General features: G+C 67.7%; 18 protein-coding genes. 13 read left to right on the top strand and 5 right to left on the bottom strand.

Annotated features, from left to right (window positions below):
* Positions 1-18: 18 nt before the first annotated feature.
* The 7 genes from ACIQC0_RS11670 to ACIQC0_RS11640 all read left to right on the top strand — a co-directional run bounded on the left by ACIQC0_RS11670 (position 19) and on the right by ACIQC0_RS11640 (position 7124).
* Positions 19-771, top strand: coding sequence for a hypothetical protein (locus tag ACIQC0_RS11670; protein WP_400535075.1), 753 nt, complete (start codon positions 19-21; stop codon positions 769-771).
* A gap of 27 nt (positions 772-798) precedes the next feature.
* Complete coding sequence (locus tag ACIQC0_RS11665) at positions 799-1803, top strand: aldo/keto reductase family protein (protein WP_400535073.1); 1005 nt, start codon at positions 799-801, stop codon at positions 1801-1803.
* A 128-nt stretch (positions 1804-1931) separates the two neighbouring features.
* On the top strand, positions 1932-3017 hold the full coding sequence (locus tag ACIQC0_RS11660; protein ID WP_400535071.1) for a sulfite oxidase: 1086 nt from the start codon (positions 1932-1934) through the stop codon (positions 3015-3017).
* A gap of 36 nt (positions 3018-3053) precedes the next feature.
* Positions 3054-3437 (top strand): RNA-binding S4 domain-containing protein, encoded by a 384-nt coding sequence (locus tag ACIQC0_RS11655; RefSeq protein ID WP_377216219.1) that lies wholly within the window; start codon positions 3054-3056, stop codon positions 3435-3437.
* Complete coding sequence (locus ACIQC0_RS11650; RefSeq protein WP_400535069.1) at positions 3434-4915, top strand: amidohydrolase family protein; 1482 nt, start codon at positions 3434-3436, stop codon at positions 4913-4915. Before ACIQC0_RS11655 ends, ACIQC0_RS11650 begins: the two co-directional genes overlap by 4 nt.
* A 130-nt stretch (positions 4916-5045) precedes the next feature.
* Complete coding sequence (locus ACIQC0_RS11645; RefSeq protein WP_400535067.1) at positions 5046-6383, top strand: HNH endonuclease; 1338 nt, start codon at positions 5046-5048, stop codon at positions 6381-6383.
* Between the two features lie 123 nt (positions 6384-6506).
* On the top strand, positions 6507-7124 hold the full coding sequence (locus tag ACIQC0_RS11640) for a uracil-DNA glycosylase (protein WP_377216221.1): 618 nt from the start codon (positions 6507-6509) through the stop codon (positions 7122-7124).
* Positions 7125-7141: 17 nt separating this feature from the next.
* On the opposite strand, the gene ACIQC0_RS11635 is transcribed toward ACIQC0_RS11640, so the two are convergent.
* From ACIQC0_RS11635 to ACIQC0_RS11625, 3 genes are all read right to left on the bottom strand, one after another.
* Positions 7142-8395, bottom strand: coding sequence for a type II toxin-antitoxin system HipA family toxin (locus tag ACIQC0_RS11635; protein ID WP_400535065.1), 1254 nt, complete (start codon positions 8393-8395; stop codon positions 7142-7144).
* Positions 8392-8655, bottom strand: coding sequence for a helix-turn-helix transcriptional regulator (locus tag ACIQC0_RS11630; RefSeq protein WP_400535063.1), 264 nt, complete (start codon positions 8653-8655; stop codon positions 8392-8394). The genes ACIQC0_RS11635 and ACIQC0_RS11630 overlap by 4 nt, the downstream gene beginning before the upstream one ends.
* 198 nt (positions 8656-8853) lie before the next feature.
* A complete protein-coding gene (locus tag ACIQC0_RS11625; RefSeq protein WP_400535061.1) occupies positions 8854-10200 on the bottom strand; it encodes a DUF4241 domain-containing protein in 1347 nt (448 codons plus the stop codon).
* A 125-nt stretch (positions 10201-10325) separates the two neighbouring features.
* Between ACIQC0_RS11625 and ACIQC0_RS11620 the strand changes: the two genes are divergently transcribed.
* The 5 genes from ACIQC0_RS11620 to ACIQC0_RS11600 all read left to right on the top strand — a co-directional run bounded on the left by ACIQC0_RS11620 (position 10326) and on the right by ACIQC0_RS11600 (position 16017).
* The gene (locus ACIQC0_RS11620) at positions 10326-11033 is read left to right on the top strand and encodes a FadR/GntR family transcriptional regulator (protein WP_400535059.1); all 708 of its coding nucleotides are present in this window, start codon (positions 10326-10328) and stop codon (positions 11031-11033) included.
* Between the two features lie 17 nt (positions 11034-11050).
* Positions 11051-12070: an asparaginase gene (locus tag ACIQC0_RS11615; protein ID WP_400535057.1), complete on the top strand. Its 1020-nt coding sequence runs from the start codon at positions 11051-11053 to the stop codon at positions 12068-12070.
* 29 nt (positions 12071-12099) lie between these two features.
* Positions 12100-13515 carry an aspartate ammonia-lyase gene (locus ACIQC0_RS11610; protein ID WP_377216227.1) on the top strand — a complete coding sequence of 472 codons (1416 nt, stop codon included), beginning with the start codon at positions 12100-12102 and terminating at the stop codon, positions 13513-13515.
* 87 nt (positions 13516-13602) lie between these two features.
* The gene (locus ACIQC0_RS11605; RefSeq protein WP_400535055.1) at positions 13603-14550 is read left to right on the top strand and encodes an L-lactate dehydrogenase; all 948 of its coding nucleotides are present in this window, start codon (positions 13603-13605) and stop codon (positions 14548-14550) included.
* A gap of 150 nt (positions 14551-14700) precedes the next feature.
* Complete coding sequence (locus ACIQC0_RS11600) at positions 14701-16017, top strand: ATP-binding protein (protein ID WP_377216229.1); 1317 nt, start codon at positions 14701-14703, stop codon at positions 16015-16017.
* On the opposite strand, the gene ACIQC0_RS11595 is transcribed toward ACIQC0_RS11600, so the two are convergent.
* Together ACIQC0_RS11595 and gluQRS are read right to left on the bottom strand one after the other, a co-directional pair.
* Complete coding sequence (locus tag ACIQC0_RS11595) at positions 16014-16565, bottom strand: HD domain-containing protein (protein ID WP_400535052.1); 552 nt, start codon at positions 16563-16565, stop codon at positions 16014-16016. The two genes, ACIQC0_RS11600 and ACIQC0_RS11595, sit on opposite strands and share 4 nt — an antisense overlap.
* 28 nt (positions 16566-16593) lie before the next feature.
* Positions 16594-17475 (bottom strand): tRNA glutamyl-Q(34) synthetase GluQRS, encoded by an 882-nt coding sequence (gluQRS, locus tag ACIQC0_RS11590; RefSeq protein WP_400535050.1) that lies wholly within the window; start codon positions 17473-17475, stop codon positions 16594-16596.
* Positions 17476-17801: 326 nt separating this feature from the next.
* Between gluQRS and ACIQC0_RS11585 the strand changes: the two genes are divergently transcribed.
* Positions 17802-18260 (top strand): Lrp/AsnC family transcriptional regulator, encoded by a 459-nt coding sequence (locus ACIQC0_RS11585; RefSeq protein ID WP_400535048.1) that lies wholly within the window; start codon positions 17802-17804, stop codon positions 18258-18260.
* Positions 18261-18267 lie beyond the last annotated feature (7 nt).

The raw sequence follows: 18267 nt of genomic DNA, 5'->3' as shown, positions 1-18267 counted from the left end.
GCAGAGAGGAGAGATGACGTGGAAAATGCGGACCCCCTCATCCTCAACCTGACCTTTTTGGGCACCGTTGGCATCGCCGTCGTGATGTTCCTGGTGCTCTTCCTTTTGGGCGTCGTTACCCTGGTGCTGGCCGGTGTGGGCCGTCTTGCCGCCCTGGTGCTGATGACCCTCCTGGGCTACCGACCCAACCGCGAATCCATTCCCCTGGTGCGGCTCACGGGAGCCGGGGCCGCCACTGCCGGGGACCTGGATGAAGTTTCAACGTCCGACGACGGTGCTGCCGCCCCCCGGGCGCGGCGGAACTGGCGTTCCGCACTCAGCCCGCAACGGCTGGATCCGCGACGGTTGAAGCCGGCGCGCGTGAAGGCGGCGCTGCGCTCCGCCGTCGTACACCACCCCGCTGTGGCAGCCGGGCACCGTGAGCCGCCGGCCCTGGCCAGCGACTGGGCTGCTGCCGTTGCAGAGGCTGATGCGCGCGCCATGGCCCGGGCACGCGCGGCCACCCCGGACATCAAGCTCACGGTCCGCGACCTGCCCGATCCCAAGGTGCCCGCGGCCAGCGTCGTGGAGGTGGCGCCGCTGGTGGAATCCGCGGTGGAGAGCAGCCGGCCCGCAGGCGAGGTGCCGCGGTCGTTCCGGAAGCCGCCCGCGCCCAGGCCGCTGGCGCCGCTGGACACCGGATCGCTGGTATCGCTCGCCGGACCCGACCTGCCGGAGGGTTCGCTACCGGGTCCGCGCTCCCGTCCGAAGGGCAAACAGCCCTTACCCTGAGCAACCAACTGGGTTAGCGTGAAACCCATGGAATTCAGGTATCTCGGAAACAGCGGTTTCAAAGTCTCGGAAATTACGTTCGGCAACTGGCTGACACACGGCTCGCAGGTGGAGAACGACGTCGCCACGCAGTGCGTCCGCGCCGCCCTCGACGCCGGCATCAGCACCTTCGACACCGCCGACGTCTACGCGAACACTGCCGCCGAAACGGTGCTGGGTGAGGCGCTGAAGGGCGAGCGCCGCGAGTCGCTGGAAATCTTCACCAAGGTGTACGGTCCCACCGGCCCCAAGGGCAAGAACGACCTGGGCCTGTCCCGGAAGCACATCATGGAGTCCATCAACGGGTCGCTGCGCCGGCTGCAGACGGACTACGTGGACCTGTACCAGGCACACCGCTACGACTTCGAAACGCCGCTGGAAGAGACCATGCAGGCCTTCGCGGACATCGTGCGGCAGGGCAAGGCGCTGTATATTGGCGTCTCCGAATGGACCGCCGAACAGCTGCGGGAGGGCCACGCTCTCTCCAAGGAGCTGGGCTTCCAGCTGATCTCCAACCAGCCGCAGTACTCCATGCTCTGGCGGGTCATCGAGGCAGAGGTGGTTCCGGCGTCGGAGGAACTGGGCGTCTCGCAGATCGTCTGGTCGCCGATGGCGCAGGGCGTCCTGAGCGGCAAGTACCTGCCCGGCCAGCCCGCTCCGGAAGGCAGCCGCGCCACGGACCAGAAGGGCGGGGCCAAGATGATCGAACGCTGGATGCGCGATGACGTCCTGGCCGGCGTGCAGGACTTGAAGCCGATCGCCGCCGAGGCCGGGTTGTCCATGCCGCAGCTGGCCGTCGCCTGGGTCCTGCAGAACCCGAACGTGGCCTCCGCGATCGTTGGCGCGTCCCGGCCGGAGCAGATCGCGGACAGTGTTGCTGCCGCCGGCGTGAAGCTGGAACCGCAGGTGCTGAAGCGGATCGACGACGCCATCGGCTCCCTGGCGGAGCGGGATCCGGCACAGACCAAGTCACCGGCCCAGCGGGAAGCCTAGGCTCCCGTCGGCCCCGCCGCCCACCCGCGGTTAACCGGGAGGGCGACGGGGCCGTTGACGGCTTCTACGCCCGGGCGTAAACCTGTGAGGAGGGGGAACCCGCCACACGGACACCAGGACGCAGTGCAATGAAGCAGTCACAGCGGAACCGCCACACAGCCCCTCCCTCTACCGGGCCGCTGACCCGGGAGGAACTCCAGCTCGCCGCGCGGAACCACTCCATGCCGCTCGAGGCGCTCCGCTACGAGGTCACCCCGCCCGGGCTGCACTACGTCCTGACACACTTCGACATTCCGGACATTGACGCCGAGCATTGGCACCTGCGCGTTCATGGCGCCGTGGAACGCTCCCTTGAGTTGTCGATGGCAGCGCTGCGCCGCGACCCGGCCATCACCGTGCCCGTTACCCTCGAGTGCGCCGGCAACGGCCGCTCCCTCCTGGAGCCGCGGCCGCTCAGCCAGCCGTGGGTGCTTGAGGGTGTCGGCACCGCGGAGTGGACCGGGGTGCCGCTGGCCTACCTGCTGGGCAAGGCCGGGGTGCTGCCGAACGCCGTCGAGGTGGTCTTCACCGGCGCAGATTCCGGTGTGCAGGGCGGCGTCCCCCAGCGATATGCGCGGAGCCTGCCGATCCGCGAGGCGCTGCGTCCCGACGTCGTGCTTGCCTACGCCATGAACGGCGGCGCCCTGCCGCCGCAGCACGGCTACCCACTGCGCCTGGTGGTGCCGGGCTGGTACGGGATGGCCAGCGTGAAATGGCTGGAGTCGATCGAGGTGGCCACCACCCGCTTCACCGGGTTCCAGCAGGACGTCGCCTACCGCTACCAGGATTCCGCGGACGACGGCGGCACTCCCGTTTCGCGGATCAGGGTGCGTTCGCTGATGGTTCCGCCGGGCGTCCCGGACTTCTTCACGCGTCACCGGTTCCTGCCGCACGGGCCTGTTCTGCTGCAGGGCCGTGCGTGGTCCGGGGAAGGCGCAGTCACCGCGGTGGAGGTGGGCATCGATGGCAAGTGGGTTTCCGCCCAGCTGGAGCCTCCGGTGGGCGGGTTCGCCTGGCGGAAGTGGACCCTCCCGTGGGTGGCCGATCCGGGTGAGCATGTCCTGAGCTGCCGCGCCTCTGATGTAACCGGAGCTGCCCAGCCCCTGGAGCAGAACTGGAACTACCAGGGGATGGGCAACAACGTGGTCCAGCGGGTGCGCGTGCGGGTTGAGTGAGGGCTCCGGATCCCGGGGCTATACTCGGTCCCAGCCATGACGAGCCTTCCTTCTTCCCCCGCCACCGTCCGCATTGATGCCTGGCTGTGGGCCATCCGCGCCTATAAGACCCGGTCAGCCGCCACGGCGTCCTGCCGCGCGGGCCACGTCCGCCTCAACGGCACCCCGGCCAAGGCGTCGGCCACGCTGGTCACCGGTGACACGGTCACGGTCCGCATGCCGGGATATGAACGCATTCTTGAAGTCCGCCGGCTCATCGCCAAACGCGTCGGCGCCGAGGCAGCCTCCCACTGCTTCACGGACCACACCCCGCCCCGCCCGCTGGCCCCGGCCCTTGGGATTCCGCAGCGGGACCGCGGGACCGGCCGACCCACCAAGAAAGACCGCCGCGAAATGGACCGCCTCCGGGGACCGGCGTGACCGGCCTGGTGCTGGAAGCAGTACGCCTTCCCGGCAGCGGTTCTGTCTACGACGTCCACATCGTTGACGGTGCCGTGGCCAGGGTGTTTCCACACGGTAACGCTCCCCGGATTGACTCTCTTTCCCTGGACTGCGGTGGCCGTTACGTGGCTCCGGGGCTGTGGGACGAACACGTCCACATGACCCAGTGGGCCATGCACTCGAACCGTTTGGACCTCTCAAGCGCGGCGTCGGCTCAGGAGGCGGCCGCCGCCGTCGGCCGTTCCCTTGCCGAAGAAGCCCCGGAAGAGACGACCTTTGTGGGCGTTGGCTTCCGGGACGCCCTGTGGAGGGACAGTCCCACGCGTGACCTGCTGGACGCCGCGGCCGGGGACCGCCCCGTTGCCCTGGTGAGCCACGACCTGCACTGCGTGTGGCTCAACAGCGCCGCCGGGCGCCGCTATGGCGTGGAGCTGGACGGGTCCGGTCTGCTGCGCGAGGAACCGGCGTTCGGCCTGACCAGGGAGCTCGGCCGGCTGCCTGACGCTGTGGTGGACAAGTGGGTGGACTCCGCGGCCCGGGCTGCTGCGGCGCGGGGCGTGGTGGGCGTGGTCGACCTGGAGATGACGTGGAACCGGGACCCGTGGCTGCGGCGGATCGCCGGCGGATTCGACGCCCTGCGGGTGGAAGCCGGCGTCTATCCGGAGGACCTGGATCGCGCCGTTTCGGGGGGCATGCGGACGGGGCAGGAGGTGCCCGGCGGTAGCGGGCTCTTGCGCGTCGGGCCGCTCAAGGTGCTTATCGACGGCTCGCTCAACACGCGGACCGCCTACTGCGTGGACCCGTACCCGTTCGGCGGGCACGGGCTCCTGACAGTCAGCGCCGGGGAGCTCCTGGCGCTGCTGGGACGTGTCCGGGAGACCGGGTTCCTCCCGGCCGTCCATGCGATTGGCGACGCGGCGAACCAGGTGGCGCTGGATGCTTTCGAGCGGGCCGGGATTGGCGGGCGGATCGAGCACGCGCAGTTTGTGCGGCGGGAGGATTTCCCGCGGTTCGGCGCCCTGGGCGTGACGGCGAGCGTCCAGCCCCTGCACGCGCTGGACGACCGCGACGCCGCGGAATCCAATTGGCCGGAGGGTACGGATCGGGCGTTTCCGCTGCGGTCGCTGCTGGACGCCGGCGCCACACTCGCGCTCGGTTCCGACGCCCCGGTGGCGCGCCTCGATCCGTGGGCGGGAATGTCTGCTGCCACGACGCGGTCGGCTCTGGACGGACGGCCGCCATGGCAGCCGCAGGAGGCCATCACGCGGGAGCAGGCGCTGGATGCCTCGACGCGGGGACGGTTTGGGCTTGGAGTCCGGGCGGGTGACCCTGCTGACTTGGTGCTGCTGGACACCGACCCGCTGACTGCTCCGGACTCCCAGTTCGCCGCGATGCCCGTGGCGGCCACGCTGGTGGCAGGACGTTTTACGTACGACGGCGGCTGGGCGGGTTTGTAAGCCGGGTCATCTGGCGCGGGGGTTGGGTTTCTGAGCCAGGAACCTGTTCGGTTTTTGCACAGAGCGCGGGTTTTCCACATAGGCCAGATGCTTACGGGATGGTAGCCGGGCGGGCTGGAAGACTTGGCTCATGGCGATGCGCAGGGAACCAGCAGGGATGCAGGAGACGGAGAGCCACGGCCTCCCCGCGCTTCCCGACGTCCTGGAGCTGCTGGACCGCGTGCCAGTTGCCGCAGAGGGGCCCGGCATGATGGACCAACTGCGCCTTCTGGAAGATTTGAAATCCGCCGCCGCCGCACTCCAGGCCCGGATCGCCGTCACTTTCGATGCGGCTGAGCGGCGCGCCCAGACCGCTGCCGGCGTCCCCTCCGGGGAGTTGGGAAGAGGTGTTGCGGCGCAGATTGCCTTGGCCCGCCGGGAATCCCCGGCCCGGGGAGGAAGGCTGCTGGGCCTGGCCCGGGCCTTGGTCACCGAGATGCCCCACACGCTCGCTGCCCTGCAGGGCGGACAGCTCAACGAATGGCGAGCCACTCTCCTGGTGCGGGAAACCGCTTGCCTGTCCGCTGCAGACAGGTGTGCTGTGGACGGGGAACTGGGGGCGGACAGCGGCGGGCTCGCCGGAGCCGGTGACCGGGCTATCCTTGCCGCCGTCCGCACGGCCGCTTACCGGCGGGACCCGCGGTCGGTCGCGCAGCGGGCCAGCCACGCCGCTTCGGAACGGACCGTGAGCCTCCGGCCGGCACCGGACACCATGACCTACTTGACTGCCCTGCTTCCGGTCGCCCAGGGCGTGGCCATGTATGCGGCGCTCACCCGGGAGGCTGATTCGCTGCGCTCGGCCGGCGACGGTCGTTCCAGGGGCCAGATCATGGCTGATTCCCTGGTCGAGCGCGTTACCGGCACTCCCGGAGGCGTGACGAGTATCGAGGTCCAGCTGGTGATGACCGACCGCACCCTCTTCCAGGGCGATTCCGAACCTGCCCGGCTGGCCGGTTACGGCATCATCCCGGCGGAAAGCGCACGTGCAGCAGTCGTCGCCGGCGCGATTCCCGGCACCCCACCCATCTCCGCCCCGGCAGTCTTCCTCAGGCGGCTCTACACAGCACCGGGCAGCGGGGAACTGGTGGCGCTGGATTCCCGTGCCCGGCTCTTTCCGCCGGGTCTCCGGCGCATGCTCCAGGTGCGCGATGACGTCTGCCGCACGCCGTACTGCGACGCGCCCATTCGCCACCACGACCATGTCGTCGCGTGGCATCGAGGTGGAGCCACTACTGCCAGGAACGGCCAGGGGCTGTGTGAAGCCTGCAATCACGCCAAAGAGTCCCCCGGCTGGTCGGCCACGCCTGTGCCCGGGTCCCGGCACACGGTGGAGCTCCGCGCCCCCTCCGGCCACGGTTACCAGTCCACAGCGCCACCGCTGCCGGGAACAGCGCCGCCGACGGATCACCAACTGCCGGTTCCCGCCTGACTTTGCCGGCAGGCGTCGGTTGAGAGGTGGTGCTTCCGGTCTCCCCTGCCCACCTCCAGCGGTGAAAGCGTAGAGTGGCATAAGACGCCTGATTCTGGACGCCTTGCTGCCGAGGGAGACATCGTGACGATTGACTGGGACGAAAAGAAGGCCCTGCTACAGGAACCGAACATCGCGAAGGTAACCCAGCTTTGCGACGAGTTGATGGAAAAAAAGCCGGGCTCCACCGTCCCGTACATCGACCCTGTCCACGACGAAGACGAGTGCCGGATCGTCAGCCTCCATATCAGTCCGGGGAAGGGCACCGAATCAGGTTTTGTCTCCCATAACAACGACGACGAGGCCGCCCGCCGCGCCACCCAGATCTACGAATTGGCTGAACTGGACCCGCGGTACGTTATGCCGTGGAACGCCTACCCCTGGGTTCGGGACCCGGGCATGCCGTCGGCCCTGAGCGTGCAGGAAAAGACGGACGGCCTGCGCCCATTCCGGCAGTTCCTCAAGATCAACTCCCGCGTCTCGGCCATCATTGCGCATGGCACGGACGCTTCCGCTTTCCTCACCCTCTTCGAGAAGACCTATCACTCGTCCCTGAGGAACAGCGGTATCAAGATCTACAAGGCCAGTGCCCTGGGCGGCCGGGCCTTTGCCGTCTCGGAAGCCAAGCAGGAAGAGCTTCTGACCAAGAACGTGGACATCTACAAGGACGCCATGCAGCGGGCAGGCATCCAGCACCTGTAGCGGCATCCCTGGCCTTCCTAGCCCTCCATCAGTCTGCGTCGGTGCTTTAACTCCTTGACCCATGCCCTGGTGACGAGCGCGGGGAACGGCGAGCCGCCGGCGTCGGGCGTTCCTGCCCGGCCTCCGCCCGCCGTACCAATAGCAGCCCTGGACTCGAGGTCGCCGATGAGCGGTCCGGATGCTTTCAGGGCAATATCCGCCACTTGGGCGGCCGTGCGTGCGGTCAGGCCCAGCTCGGTGGCCCAGCCCAGGAAGTGCCGGCGCGAGATGCCGGTGCGCTTGCCGTTGAGGGTTAGGGCAAGTGTTTTGTCGCCGTAGACCACGGTGGAGGGAATGTCGTACACCGGCGCGATGGTCCACTCGCCGTGGGGCTGCTGGACCATGGAGACGTTCTTGGCATGCAGGTCCCCGTTGCCGGTGAGCCAGGCGAAAGCGGCCTGGATGGCAAGGTTTCGCAGGGCGGGAAGCGGCGCGGCGCAATGCTCGGCGAGCGCGTGGCAGACCTGACTGTACCCGGCGTTGTACTTGTCCGCCGGGTAAAGCTGCAGCACTTGCGCCCCGTCTTCGACGGCCAGCCTTTGCACCTTGCCCGCCGGTCCGCCTGGCGTGGGAACGCGGTCGAAGCGTTCCACCAGCAGTCCCGGCCGGCCGGCGACGTCCCGGATCAGCCGGACACGGCTCAGCGGGATCCTCAGCCGCGCCGCGTAGCGGAACATCAACAGCTCGTTCTCCACCACATGCGGGAACTCCGGGGCGTTCAGTTTCAGGATGAACTGGCGCCCGGTTGCGGACACCGGCACCGAGATCATGCCGGCAGACAGCTTGTCCTGTACGCCGGCCAGGGCAACAGGGTCGATCAGGTCCGGGTCTCCGAGCAGCCGGTCAAAGTCCACGGGTTCCCTCTGGTCCAGGGGGACCGCGTGGTCATCCGGGTCCAGCGGCTCGCCGTGCCCCACGATCTGCACGTCACCCACCGGATTGCCGCCGGCAGCGATGAGCAGGGAAAGGTCATCGTCCGCGCTGGTCTTGATCGAACGCCGCAGCGCATTGAGCCGGCGTCCCTCCGGCAGCAGGCCGGTGAAATAGGGCGGTGCAGCACCTGCCGCCGAGAACACAGGTTCACTGCTGAGCGGCAGGGACGTGGCGACGGCGGGTCCCCCGGTCTTGAGGTACGCGGGCAGGTAGCTGAAACGGGTTCCGCCGTCGTGCCGTTCGAGGCGTGCGGCAAGGACGCCCGCCTTGTAGATGTCCGCGACGCGGTGCCTCATCATTCAGCCCTGTCCTGCGGGGGCACCTCGGCTAACGTGCGGGCGGCCTTGCTGACCCGTGTGCCCACTGTCAATTCCAACCCCAGCGTGTCCAGCACCGCAAGCAGCGAATCCAGCTGGACGCTCGCCTTGCCCTGCTCCACGAAACGCACGAAACGTTCGGACACGCCTGCCATGTCGGCCAGATCGTGCTGCGTGAGGCGGAGGACAGCGCGGCGGCCGCGGACCTCGGCAGCGACTTTTTCTGCAAATGAGCCGGTCATGTTGAATTCCTTAGGCACGAACGTACCGATATTGGTCTGGCTCAACTCTAGGCCGGACCGTACTTCCCCGCAAAGGGCGGATGCGGTACGAACGTGCCGGAACGGGTCCATAGGGGTTCATGCGCACCCATATGGGGCACTAAACGCACTCGGGTGATCACAGGTAAAATCACGTTCCAGGTAGACAAATCGAGCGCGTTAGATGTGCCGGTAGCCGAGATACCGGGTGACCTCGAGTACCGAGCCGGGCGGGGGAGCCGCGTCAGGACGCCAGGTCTTGCTGGACCTACCTTCGGTGATGAAGGTGCCGAGACGGCTACCGTCCATGAGGAGCGTGCCGTCCGGTGCCACAACGCGCAGACCGGTGACATCCCCACCCCTGCTGCTGATGACGAACGCCCTGTCATAGGCCGCGATCTGCAGTTCGAGGCCGGCGAGTTCAGGGCTGCTGACCGGGCCGGGTTGGAACGGCACGCGTGTGGCGCGCACGATGTCCTCTGCGAGCACCCGGAAATCCACAAGGAGGGAGGTGAGACCTCCGTCGGCGGCCACACCCCAGTAGCAGGGGTAGGTCCCGTCCCCGTACCCGCTCGAGACCATGACCGCATCCATTGCCTCGCCGGCGAGGCCGAACATTGTCCCCGGCGCTCCCACGAGCAGTGCCGCATGCTCTTGAAGCAGCTCCTCTATGCGCTGGGCCTGGTATTGCACAAGCGACCCGGCATCCAGGAGCGCAACGCTTCCGACGTCGACCCCCACACTGCGCGTGCCGTCGGTGAACTCGGCCGGATGCCAGCTGACCGCTGGCGCCTCGGAGAGCCGCAGCCGCACGGCGACAGTCACTTCCGAAACCGTTGCAACTTCCACGGGGTACGTCCCCGGCACTATGCGCCGCGCCAACGGGACGAAGTGGGCGTCTCCAAAACCCAAGTCCAAGACTGCGAGCACGCCCGAGGCGCAGGTGAGATTACCCAGGTGGAGTACTTCGATCGGCGCCGGGTTTTCGAATGGTCCGGCCATACGGCCAGCTGTAAACAGCCCCGGCACGTCGAGCTCCAGATGGGCTGGCAGGTCGGGCAGGGCGGCTTCGGATGTTGCACCGAGCATGAGTGCCTTGGCCCGGGCCGGATCGACGAACGGGGCTCCGGGCGGGTTGAGGAAAGTCGAGAGCCGGGAGATCCGCCAGCCGTCATCGCCGCGCCGCAATTGGTACTTGTAGTAGTAGGGGTTGTTCCCTGCACTGTGAATAACTGAGCGCACCGTCGCGGTGTCCTCGTCCACCTCGACGTCGGTGATCTGCTCGGCGTCCGGGTGGTGCGCGGGACTGGAAGACAGTGCGCCTTCCCGGCCGGTGCGCATTCCCGGCGTGCAATGGGTGGCGAGCAGGCCAGACAGCTCGGCGGCCCAGGTTTCGAACACCCGGGGGTCGAATCCGGACGGGTCCGGCGACTTGCCCGACCGTTGCCACCTTGCATGGAAATCGGCCACGAATGCCTCGACCCTGGCGCGGGCCTCATTGCGGGTGACGCTTGACAGTTCCTCCATGGCAGGAGGCTACCGGGCGGGACCTTGAGACGGCACGGTTTTCCGGGATGAATACTCAAAGTTCACCCAGGACCTTGGGCCCCGGGGAATTGACACCTCCTGTGACCCCTGCCATATTTAAAACCATGAACCTGTCAGACAGCCGGACAGCAGGACAGCCTGTGGCCTCTCCGCTCGCCCGCCTCAGCGCTGCCGAGGCGGTGTTCAACGCGATTCGCAAAGACATCGAAGCGGGTATCGTCCCCGTCGGCGGCAAGCTCGGCGCCGAGGCAACGCTGGCCCAGCAGTACGGGGTCAGCCGTTCGGTGATCCGGGAAGCGCTGCGGTCCTGCACTGCGCTCGGCCTGACGGTCACCAAGACGGGCAAGGGCACTTTCGTCGTGGCCAACACGGTGGCCAATGACCTCACATTGGGCCAATACTCCGCCCGCGACCTCACCGAAGCCCGTCCCCACATCGAAGTCCCCGCCGCCGGGCTCGCCGCCGAGCGCCGGTCCGACGAGGAACTGGACACCCTCCGCAGCATCGTCACTGCCATGGCCGGTGAATCCGATCCCGAAGCATGGGTCGCGCTCGACTCCAGCTTCCACGAGGCCATCGCCACCGCCAGCGGAAACAAGGTCTTCGCCAGCGTTGTCGCAGACATCCGTGGAGCCCTGACCCACCAGTCCGAGACCCTGAACATCGTGGCAGACCGGCAACACGACTCGGACGTTGAGCACCAGGAAATCCTCGCCGCCATCGAGGCCGGGTCCGCCGACGTAGCACGGGCCGCCATGGCGCGGCACCTCGACGCAGTGGACCGCACCCTCGGAACCATCCTCAACAAGTAGAACCACCCAAGGAACCCATGCTCTCCCCTGCGCCTTCCCCTGCCCTCACTGCTGCCGCGCTTCCACAGCACGCTCCCCTCGTCACCGCCACCCGGGACGGCGTCGTGGAAAGCGTCCACTACGGATCGGCCGTCGCCACCGCACCGGACGGCACCACCCTGCTCTCCGCGGGTGACCCTCTCGCCCCGTTCTACCCGCGCTCGTCGCTCAAGCCGCTCCAGGCCGTGGCCATGGTCCGCGCCGGCCTCCAGCTTCCGGCGGACCTGCTGGCCCTCGCCTCGGCGAGCCACTCCGGCGGCGCCCGGCACCGCAGCGGCACCCAGCGGATCCTCTCCATGCACGGGTTAACCATCCACGACCTCGAAAACAGCACCGACCTGCCCTACGGGACCATCGAGCGCGAGTCATGGATACAGGCGGGCCTCCACGCCACGCAGCTGACCCAGAACTGCTCCGGCAAGCACGCCGCCATGGCCGCCACCTGCATCATCAACGGCTGGCCCGTCGGCGGCTACCTGGACCCGTCGCATCCCTTGCAGCAGCTCATCGCCGGCACCGTCACGGAACTGACCGGCGAGGAACCGCTCACCCGGAGCACCGACGGCTGCGGCACCCCGCTGTTTGCCCTGACCCTGCGCGGAATGGCCCGCGCCTTCGGGCGGATCGCCAACGCCGCCGCGGCCGACGACGGCGGGCCGGGCTCCCGGGGTGCGGAGGCCGCCGTCGGACTCGCCATGCAGCACCACCCCGTGATGGTGGCCGGCGAGCGCCGGGATGTCACCGAGCTGATGCGCGCGCTTCCGGGTGCGGTGGCGAAGGACGGTTTCGAGGGCGTGCAGCTGGTGGGGCTCCCGGACGGCCGGGCCACCGCCGTCAAGATTTCCGACGGCGGCGACCGGGCCCGGATGCCCGCCACCGCCGCCCTGCTCGGTGCCCTGGGCGTTGATACCGCCGCGCTCGAGCCCATCGCCACGGCCCCCGTGCTGGGCGGCGACCGCAGTGTGGGCCTGCTCCAGGCCGCAGACTTCCTGTCCTGACCCGCGAAACTCCACCCTGAGGACCCCCCATGACCATCACAGAAACCGCCGCGGACACCCGGTCCGAGCACGACCTGCTCGGCGACCGCGATGTCCCCGCCACCGCCTACTGGGGCGTCCACACGCTCCGCGCCGTCGAGAACTTCCCCATCACAGGCCAGCCCTTGGCCTCCAACCTTCACCTGGTCCGCGGACTCGCCGCAGTAAAGCTCGCGGCAGCCCGCGCCAACCGGGACCTGGGCCTGCTGGACGCCGAACGCGCAGCGGCCATCGAGCAGGCCTGCCAGGACATCCTGGCCGGACGCCTGGCCGACCAGTTCGTGGTGGACGTCATTCAGGGAGGTGCGGGGACGTCGTCGAACATGAACGCCAACGAAGTCATCGCCAACCGGGCCCTGGAAATCCTGGGGCGGTCCAAGGGCGACTACGCCCGGCTGCACCCCAACGACCACGTTAACCTCAGCCAGTCCACCAATGACGTCTACCCCACCGCGGTGAAGCTTGGCACCATCTTCGCCGCGCGTGAGCTGCTGGCCGCCCTCGAGGAACTCGAAGAGGCCTGCGCCGCCAAGGCCGTCGAGTTCCGCACGGTGGTGAAGATGGGCCGCACCCAGCTGCAGGACGCCGTTCCCATGACCCTGGGCCAGGAGTTCGGCTCCTACGCCGTCACCATCGGTGAGGACCGGCTCCGCCTGGCCGAGGCGGAACTGCTCATCCATGAAATCAACCTGGGTGCCACGGCCATCGGAACAGGCCTGAACGCCCACGCCGGGTACGCCGAGGCTGCCTGCCGTCACCTCGCCGAGGTCACCGGCCTGCCGCTGGTCACGGCGCCCGATCTGATCGAAGCCACCCAGGACGTCGGTGCGTTCGTGCACCTGTCCGGCGTCCTGAAGCGCGTGGCGGTCAAGCTGTCCAAGATCTGCAACGACCTCCGCCTCCTCTCCTCCGGCCCGCGGGCCGGGTTCGGCGAGATCAACCTGCCGGCTGTCCAGTCCGGCTCCTCAATCATGCCCGGCAAGATCAACCCGGTGATCCCGGAAGTGGTCAGCCAGGTGGCTTACGAAGTCATCGGCAACGACGTCACCATCACCATGGCGGCCGAGGCCGGGCAGCTCCAGCTCAATGCCTTCGAACCGGTCATTGTCCACAGCCTCCACAAGAGCATTTCGCACCTGGAGGCAGCGTGCCGCACCCTTACGGCACGCTGCATCCGGGGCATCACCGCCAACGCCGCACATCTTCGGCTCACCGTCGAGCAGTCCATCGGCCTGGTGACGGCGCTCAACCCCCACCTTGGCTACGCCACGGCCACTGCCATTGCCCAGGAAGCACTCGCCACGGGCAAGGGCGTCGCTGAGCTCGTCCTTGAACGCGGGCTCCTCACGGATGCCCGGCTCCAGGAACTCCTCAGCCCCGAACGCCTGGCCAATTTGAGCAAGTAGCGCCTGCCACAATGCCCATCCGCGGCACCAGTGACCTGCCCTCATCGGTAGCATGAAAGCCAACGCGGAGGGAAGAAGGGGGAACTCATGTCAGGATCCAAGCTCGCGGTCGTCGGCGCCGGAAGCGTCGGCACCTCACTTGCTTATGCGGCCCTGATCCGAGGATCAGCGGGCAACGTCGCCCTGTTCGACGTCAACGCTGCCAAAGCCGAAGCCGAGGTCCTGGATCTGGCGCACGGCACCCAGTTCGCTGCGAAGGCCGCATCCGTCACCGGCGGCGGGGATATCGCAGTAACTGAGGGTGCCGACGTCGTGGTCATTACGGCCGGAGCGAAGCAGGCTCCTGGCCAGACGCGCCTGGACCTGGCCGGCACCAACGTCCGCATTCTCGAGCAGCTGATGCCGCAACTGCTGGAACGGGCACCGAACGCCGTATACGTGCTGGTCACCAACCCGTGCGACGTCCTGACCGTTGCTGCCCAGCGGATCTCCGGACTCCCTACAGGGAGGATCTTCTCCTCAGGGACTGTGCTGGACACGTCCCGGCTCCGCTGGCTCCTCGCGCGGCGCGCAGGCGTTGCGGTAGCCAGCGTGCACGCCAGCATGGTGGGCGAGCACGGCGACAGCGAGTTCCCGGTCTGGTCCGGCGCAACGATCGGCCCCGTACCCATCCGCGACTGGACAACAAACGGCGAACGCGTATTTACATCCGGATATCTGGAAGAAGCCGCCCGCGAAGTCACGCAGGCGGCATACAAGGTGATCGCGGGCAAGGGGGCAACGAACTACGCGATCGGCCTCTCGGGCGCACGGATCGTGGAGGCCCTGCTCCGCGATGAGAACGCCGTACTGCCCGTCTCAACGGTGCTGGACGGCAACTACGGCATATCTGGCGTCGCTCTCTCCCTGCCGAGCATCGTGAACCGTGGTGGGGTGGAACGGGTGCTGGACATGCCCATGGATGACTGGGAACGCGCAGCCCTTGAGCATTCGGCAAACACCCTGCAAGCATCTCTCAAATCCCTGGGACTCTAGGCTTTCCCGCGTCTTCCATGCAACGCGGGGTCACATCCGGCCAAATAACGGGCGTTCACGGGGCCTGAAGTGACCCCGCACTGGGTGCTCGCCTATGCTCGGCAGTGTTGGCGCGCGCTGGCTCAAGGACGAACCACAGGAGAGACGCATATGACCACCTGGCGGATCAGGGACTTCCATTCGGCGGATCTGGACGGGATCCTGCACCTTTGGGAAACCCTCAAGGAAAACAACGTCGAGCCCGTGTACGCGCTGTCCGAGGTGCTGGCTTCCTGCGAAAAGGATCACGCCGTGGTGGCCGTGCTCGGCGAGCAGGTGGTGGGTGCCGCCGTCGGGCGCGCCGCGCATGACCAGGGCTGGATCGTCTTCCTGGCCACTTTGCCCGAGTACCGCGGCCGCGGGATTGGCACCTCCCTGCTGGCCGCCGTCGAGAACCGCATGGCGCCGCACGGGCTGAACAAGCTGTCCGCGCTGATGCCGGAATCCGAAACCCGCGTGGAGGCGTTCCTGGGCCGCGGTTTCGCGTTGAAGAAGAACCTGCGGTACTTCGAGCGGACCATCCCCGTCCAGCGGCAGGAACTCGGCGCGCTGGGCCAGCTGGGTGGCCGCATCCTGGCGCGCGATCTGTGGGAAAACGTGGCCGGCATGCGCCGGGAGAAGGAACTGCTGGAGCGGCGCCTGGTGCTGCCGCTCGCCGAGGCCGATCTTGCCGACGAGTTCGGGGTGGTCCCCCCGCGCGCGGTGGTGCTCTTCGGCCCGCCCGGCACCGGCAAGACCACCTTCGCCAAGGCCATCGCGTCCCGCCTCGAGTGGCCGTTCGTGGAAGTATTCCCCTCCAGGCTTGCAGCGGATCCCCAAGGACTGGCCGGGGCACTCCGTGAAACGTTCCTGGAAATCGCCGAGCTGGAACATGCCGTGGTGTTCATAGACGAGGTGGAGGAGATCGCCTCGCAGCGGTCGGGCGAGCCGCCCTCACCGCTCCAGGGCGTCACCAACGAGCTGCTGAAGATCATCCCGGCGTTCCGTGAGCAGCCCGGCCGGCTGCTGGTGTGCGCCACCAACTTCATCCGCGCCCTGGACTCGGCATTCCTGCGCCACGGCCGGTTCGACTACGTCATTCCCATCGGGCTGCCCGACCGCCAGGCCCGCGAAGCCATGTGGCAGCGCTTCATTCCCGCCCCCGTAGGGGACTCCGTGGACGTGGCGCTGCTGGTGGAAAAGACCGAGGGCTTCTCACCCGCGGACATCGAGTACGCGGCCCGCAGCGCCTCCCAGCGGGCGCTGGAGAAGGCAGTGTACGACGACGGCGGACTGGCCTCGGGCGGGACGGCTTCCGTCCGCGACGCGGTGCGGAAGGGGCCCTCCACCCAGGATTACCTGGACGCCATCAGCGAGACCCGGACCACCGTCAGCGCCGAGGTGCACCAGGACTTCCTCGAGGACATCGACGCGCTGGGTCGGGTTTAGGCCAGCTCGTCCAGCAGCCACGGGTTGACGCGGGCAAGGATCTTCCTGACCTCTTCGACCTCGACCGCGGCATACAGCACGGGCCGGGCGTCCCGGTACTTGGTGACAGGCGGCTTGTCCGGCCACTTCTCCGCCAGCGCCTGGACCCGCTCCGGCAGCGAGTTGTGCGCATTGTCCGCGATCTTGACCAGGGCTGCGTCATGGTCCTGGGCGATCTCGTTGATACCCGCCTGGTAGTCGTCCGGGTTGCTGTGCAGCCGGTTCGTTACCCGCTCGATGATGTCCACGGAACGCTCCGGAACGCCCATCTCCAACAGGGCCTGCCGGGTCATCGGTGTGTCCTCCGCGATGTCATGAAGATACCCGGCGATCCGGATCTCGTCGTCGAAGTCCGCGAGGGCATCGCCGACGGCCAGGACGTGCTCCCGGTAAGGTCGCTTCAGTTTGTCCTTCTGCCGGCTGTGGGCCACTTCGGCCAGGACCCTGGCGGTCTCTACGGTGAACCGGCGCTGCGGGGCGGTTGCTTCTTCGGATTCTGGTGCGGACATGGCTCCACCCTACGCGCCGGGCGGGAGGTCAGGATCCGGGCCAGACCCACGGTTCCCGCGGGAGGGCCCCGGGTCGGAACTCGGCAAGCGCCCGTTCCAGACTCCCGCCCGGCAGGCCGAGCGAGGCCAAAAGCCTGTCACGCACGGCCGCCACCGTCACCCCGGCAGCAGCCAGGGCGCCAAGGGTGACGGCACCGTCGCGCTTGGCCAGCCGGGCGCCGTCGTGATTAACCACCAGTGGAACGTGCGCATATTCCGGAGCTGGAATATCTAAGAGCGAAGCCAGGTACGCCTGGCGGGGTGTGGAGGAAAGCAAATCGTCGCCGCGGACCACCTGATCGATACCCTGCGCGGCGTCGTCCACCACGACAGCGAGGTTGTAGGCAACAACGCCGTCATTGCGCCGCAGGACGAAGTCGTCCACGGACCCCTTATATGTCCCGTGCAGCACATCCGTGACGGTGTACTCCCGGATGCCTGCCTTGAGCCGGATCGCGGCTGGCCGGATGGACCGTTTGAATTCGAGTTCTGCCGGATCGAGGTTCCGGCACGTTCCCGGGTAGGCACCCTGCGGCGCGTGCGGCGCCGAGGGTGCTTCCTGGATTTCCCGACGGGTACAGAAACATTCGTACGTGAGCCCGGCGGCAAGGAGCCGCCCGATCGCGGCGTCGTAGAGGGGACCCCGTGCGGTTTGCCGCACCGGTTCGCCGTCCCAGGTCAGGCCGATCGCCGCAAGATCGCGCAGCTGCAGCACCTCGGCCCCGGAGCGGGCGCGGTCCAGGTCCTCCACGCGGAGCAGGAACCGGCGGCCGGTAGAACGGGCAAAAAGCCAGGCCAGGATGGCGGTACGCAGGTTCCCCACGTGCAGTTCACCGGACGGGCTGGGAGCGAAGCGGCCGGCTGGGGTCATGAATCCACCCTAAACGCAGCAAGGCAAGAGCCCCTCAGCTACCGATGAATCCGGAACTCCGGCGATCGGTGGCTCAGGGGCTCTTGCCGTGGTGGTGCGGAATGACAATGCGTGAACAAGAGTCAATCAGCGGCAGCCTCCTTGCGGGAAGCGGATGCAGCTGCCGGGAGGTGTGCCGGAGAGCCTGTAGCCTGCGGGTCCCGGCGGTAGCCGATGCCCTGTTGCCAATATTTCAGCACCAGCCCTACAGTTGGTGCAACGAGCACCCAGTCGATTGGTCAATTTGACCAATAGGAGAGCCGCCAACCGGCAGGAAAGTGATCAGATTGCAGCAACACGACTCTACCGACCGCCGCATCCTCCATGCACTGGACGATGACCCGCGCGTCCCCATCATGGTGCTGGCCCAGCGCCTGGGGCTTGCCCGGGGTACGGTCCAGTCCCGGCTGGAACGGATGACCGCATCCGGAGCCCTGCGCCCGCACAGCAGCCGGGTGCTGCCGGCTGCCTTGGGCCGGGGGGTTGCCGCGTCCGTCAGCGCGGAGCTGGACCAGAGCCACCTCAACGAGGCCATCGCGGCACTGCGGAACATTCCCGAAGTGCTGGAGTGCCACGCTCCGGCCGGCGACACAGACCTGCTCATCCGGGTGGTGGCCACCAGCCCGGACGATCTCTACCGGGTATCTGAGGAGATCCGGCTGTGCCCGGGCATCGTTCGGACCTCCACCAGTATGTTCCTCCGCGAGGTCATCCCCTACCGCACCACCGGCCTGCTGCAGGAGTGAACGGCTC

Source organism: Pseudarthrobacter sp. NPDC092419, from assembly GCF_044755045.1.
Taxonomy (GTDB): domain Bacteria; phylum Actinomycetota; class Actinomycetes; order Actinomycetales; family Micrococcaceae; genus Arthrobacter.
This window is presented reverse-complemented; position numbering and strand designations above follow the sequence as displayed.

Bases quoted from the DNA above. Each gene is read 5' to 3' on its own strand.
- ACIQC0_RS11665 (WP_400535073.1), top strand. From the start codon at position 799: ATGGAATTCAGGTATCTCGGAAACAGCGGTTTCAAAGTCTCGGAAATT.
- ACIQC0_RS11660 (WP_400535071.1), top strand. From the start codon at position 1,932: ATGAAGCAGTCACAGCGGAACCGCCACACAGCCCCTCCCTCTACCGGG.
- ACIQC0_RS11655 (WP_377216219.1), top strand. From the start codon at position 3,054: ATGACGAGCCTTCCTTCTTCCCCCGCCACCGTCCGCATTGATGCCTGG.
- ACIQC0_RS11645 (WP_400535067.1), top strand. From the start codon at position 5,046: ATGGCGATGCGCAGGGAACCAGCAGGGATGCAGGAGACGGAGAGCCAC.
- ACIQC0_RS11635 (WP_400535065.1), bottom strand. From the start codon at position 8,395: ATGATGAGGCACCGCGTCGCGGACATCTACAAGGCGGGCGTCCTTGCC.
- ACIQC0_RS11630 (WP_400535063.1), bottom strand. From the start codon at position 8,655: ATGACCGGCTCATTTGCAGAAAAAGTCGCTGCCGAGGTCCGCGGCCGC.
- ACIQC0_RS11625 (WP_400535061.1), bottom strand. From the start codon at position 10,200: ATGGAGGAACTGTCAAGCGTCACCCGCAATGAGGCCCGCGCCAGGGTC.
- ACIQC0_RS11620 (WP_400535059.1), top strand. From the start codon at position 10,326: ATGAACCTGTCAGACAGCCGGACAGCAGGACAGCCTGTGGCCTCTCCG.
- ACIQC0_RS11615 (WP_400535057.1), top strand. From the start codon at position 11,051: ATGCTCTCCCCTGCGCCTTCCCCTGCCCTCACTGCTGCCGCGCTTCCA.
- ACIQC0_RS11610 (WP_377216227.1), top strand. From the start codon at position 12,100: ATGACCATCACAGAAACCGCCGCGGACACCCGGTCCGAGCACGACCTG.
- ACIQC0_RS11605 (WP_400535055.1), top strand. From the start codon at position 13,603: ATGTCAGGATCCAAGCTCGCGGTCGTCGGCGCCGGAAGCGTCGGCACC.
- ACIQC0_RS11600 (WP_377216229.1), top strand. From the start codon at position 14,701: ATGACCACCTGGCGGATCAGGGACTTCCATTCGGCGGATCTGGACGGG.
- ACIQC0_RS11595 (WP_400535052.1), bottom strand. From the start codon at position 16,565: ATGTCCGCACCAGAATCCGAAGAAGCAACCGCCCCGCAGCGCCGGTTC.
- gluQRS (WP_400535050.1), bottom strand. From the start codon at position 17,475: ATGACCCCAGCCGGCCGCTTCGCTCCCAGCCCGTCCGGTGAACTGCAC.